Origin of the sequence: Lacticaseibacillus salsurae, from assembly GCF_045862175.1 — a bacterium.
Classification (GTDB): domain Bacteria; phylum Bacillota; class Bacilli; order Lactobacillales; family Lactobacillaceae; genus Lacticaseibacillus; species Lacticaseibacillus salsurae.
The window spans coordinates 1-2,272 of record NZ_BAAFZI010000118.1 but is presented as its reverse complement, the minus strand read 5'-3'; the positions used below and the strand labels follow the sequence as shown (position 1 = coordinate 2,272).

2 protein-coding genes and 1 pseudogene are annotated in these 2,272 nt (G+C 46.2%); 2 read left to right on the top strand and 1 reads right to left on the bottom strand.

Annotated features, from left to right (window positions below; all coding sequences use genetic code 11):
- The first annotated feature begins 440 nt into the window (after positions 1-440).
- Positions 441-1,568, top strand: coding sequence for a YcjF family protein (locus ACKTSG_RS14080; protein ID WP_407895643.1), 1,128 nt, complete (start codon positions 441-443; stop codon positions 1,566-1,568).
- A gap of 359 nt (positions 1,569-1,927) precedes the next feature.
- Positions 1,928-2,014: pseudogene (locus ACKTSG_RS14075) on the top strand (DUF3173 family protein); the annotation flags it as partial.
- 1 nt (position 2,015) lies between these two features.
- Here ACKTSG_RS14075 and ACKTSG_RS14070 read toward each other — a convergent pair.
- Positions 2,016-2,272, bottom strand: a 257-nt coding sequence (locus ACKTSG_RS14070) for a hypothetical protein (protein ID WP_407895644.1), incomplete at its 5' end; no start/stop codon positions are given.

Below are 2,272 nucleotides of genomic sequence, written 5' to 3'. Positions count from 1 at the left end.
GGTCTGGTAACTTGAGGCACTGATTGGCAAGTTTCCTAAAGTTGATACGATGAAGAAACTCTTGGAACAAAACGAGCCCGGCGTCATTTGAAAGTTGACCGCCGTCGGCGGTCACAGTCACATTGGTATTGCATTGCAGGGATAAGCTGGTTAAAGTTGAGATGGTGTGAAGCCTCGCTTTCGTGATGGTTTTTGTCGACTCAACCTTAGCATATAGGCGCACCCAATGGGTGAAACACCAAAGCAGCGCAGTCCCGTGTGAATCATGGGATTGCGCTGCTTTTTTGAAATTCTATGAATAATCCAGGTTTGGTGATAACTAGGCTTCGAAGCTAGTCATAGAACGCTGAAAGAGAGATACTTAAAGAGTACTGGAAGTTACTAAAGAGATTTGATTCAGTTATATGATTATAAAAAATCGCGTTCGAGGTGGTGTCACTATGGATAACAAGCCTGACTATGACCAAATATTGAGTGAAGCACTAGATAAGGTCAAAGCTGATTTCAAAGCGTTGAAGAAAATCAACATTATTATTGCGGGTAAGAGCGGTGTGGGCAAATCTACATTGATTAATGCGGCTTTCGGTGCGGAACTAGCTCAGACAGGAATCGGTCGACCAGTGACGGACAAAATTTCACTGATTGAGACTGCTAGCTCACCAATCAGGATTTATGACACTGTTGGGTTGGAGTTGAATCCCTTGGCCCAGTGGAAGTCTCAACTGGCAATCAATAAGATCGTCAAGCAGTCCAGGAAGACTGAAACGATAGAGGACGATATTCACTGCCTCTGGTATTGCATTAACGCCACTGGTCGGCGAGTTGATGGTGAAGAGCTAAAGTTCATGAAACACTTTATGGATCTTCAGATTCCTGTGATTCTCGTCTTGACTAACGCGGCGTCCAAGCAGGATGCTCAAGATTTGTCGGTGGCAATTCATCAGGACTTACCGTCATTAACGATTGTTCCTGTGTTAGCCAAGAAGAACGAGTTCGTTGACGCGTATGGGCTGGAGACACTCGTTGAGAAGACCGGTGAGCTCTTACCTGAGGCACTTCATAACTCATTTGCTAATGCTCAGAAACCTTCATTTGATCTAAAGCGTAAGCAGGCGGCAAAGGTGGTTAGGAATTCTGCAGCCGTAAATTTTGGTACCGGGTTCGTGCCAATCCCACTCGCCGACGCCCCATTGATGATGGCGACGGAAAGCACGATGCTGGCCAAGATCACAACCATCTATGATGTCGATACTGATAAGTTCAAAGTAGAAACGGCCTTGGGCGCTGCCATGGGTATACTAGGTGCCATTGCTGCAGGCAAGTCTGTTTCTACCTCTTTATTCAAACTGGTACCCGGAGTTGGTACGCTTGTCGGGGGCTCAATATCAGGAACTGTGGGTGCAACAATCACTGTTACCCTAGGCTATGCCTACATGGAATTAATGGAGTTAGTTCTTGCTGGTAAAATCAATCTTAGCGAGGTAACGCCTGATGAGATTAGTGAAGTCATGGTGAATTTGGTGAATGACAAGATATCCAGCAAAACTACAGAGATAAAGCGTTCCTGATCTATCACTCTTATTTGCTGTCTCTATCTGTGGTCAAAGCTGGGCTAACTTTCAATCAAGAATCTCGGTACCATTGGAAAGGGCCATCGCTGCGTGTGCGGCGATGGTCCTTTTCGAGTCCCGGATAAGGGGTTGGCGCTTTTGGCGTGGGCAAAAATGATCAAGGTGGCGCTGGATGCTTTACCAACAGTTATCTGTGTTTAGACAACATCATGACTTACCAGGCGATGTCTCTTGATGGGGTGAGATGATTCGTGGTTTAAATCCACGTCTCTATTCCCGGGGGTTCTTATTAGGCGTAAAATTTATGCAGGAAGTGTGTCATGCGGTTTTAGAGTTTTGTCTGCTATCAAGATCTGATGGCATTAGGCTTCAAGCAGCACACCGCGCGCGATATCATTAGACAAGCGAAGCAAAGGATGGTACAAAAGGGTTATCCCTTGTATCTCAACCGAAACTTAGGGCGCGTGCCGCGTTCTGTCGTTGAGTCCATTCTCGGATCACCGATGAATGGAGCTGTTGAGAATGAGTAAAACCAAATATCCAGGCGTATTCATAGACGCCAAAGGTAACTTCTCCTGGATTATTCACCTCGGTATTTGGGACATGAAATCGCATCTGGCCGGTCTGAAAGCAACGTTTGGAGCGTTGCGAATACTGACTGAGCGGAGAAGTTGGTGATCGATGCACCACGAACAGACCGA